Annotated in this window: 1 protein-coding gene; it reads left to right on the top strand. The window is 31.6% G+C overall.

Annotation, left to right across the window (positions count from 1 at the left end; translation table 11 throughout):
- Positions 1-134: 134 nt before the first annotated feature.
- Positions 135-478, top strand: a 344-nt coding sequence (gene nrdD, locus Y887_RS19555; RefSeq protein WP_248827425.1) for an anaerobic ribonucleoside-triphosphate reductase, incomplete at its 3' end; no start/stop codon positions are given.

Genomic DNA, 478 nt, shown 5'->3' with positions numbered 1-478 from the left:
GAATTTCAAAAGGATAAAATAGAATTATGTTTTTAGAAAAAGATGTTATAAATTTTATTTCAATTGAAGATAAAGAATTAAAGTCCGAAATCACCTTCAAAGGTTCTCGTGTGTTTGCAACATAAAGAGATTTAATGGCCGGTATTGTTTCTAAACATATCGCTTGTCGTATTCTTCCAAGTCATATTGTAAATGCCCATAATGTTGGATTAATTCATTTTCATGATTTAGATTACAGTATATCATTGCCTTTTACTAATTGCTGTTTAGTAGATTTAAAAGGAATGCTTGAGAACGGATTTAAATTAGGCAATGCTCAAATTGAAACGCCTAAATCGATTGGTGTTGCTACTGCAATTATGGCACAAATTACTGCACAGGTTGCTTCCCATCAATATGGCGGAACTACATTTTCAAAAGTCGATAAAGTTCTTTCTCCTTATGTTAAACGTACATACGCTAAACATGTTGAAAATGC

The sequence above is a fragment of the Xanthomonas pisi DSM 18956 genome (assembly GCF_001010415.1).
GTDB classification, from domain to species: Bacteria; Pseudomonadota; Gammaproteobacteria; order Xanthomonadales; family Xanthomonadaceae; genus Xanthomonas; species Xanthomonas pisi.
This window is presented reverse-complemented; position numbering and strand designations above follow the sequence as displayed.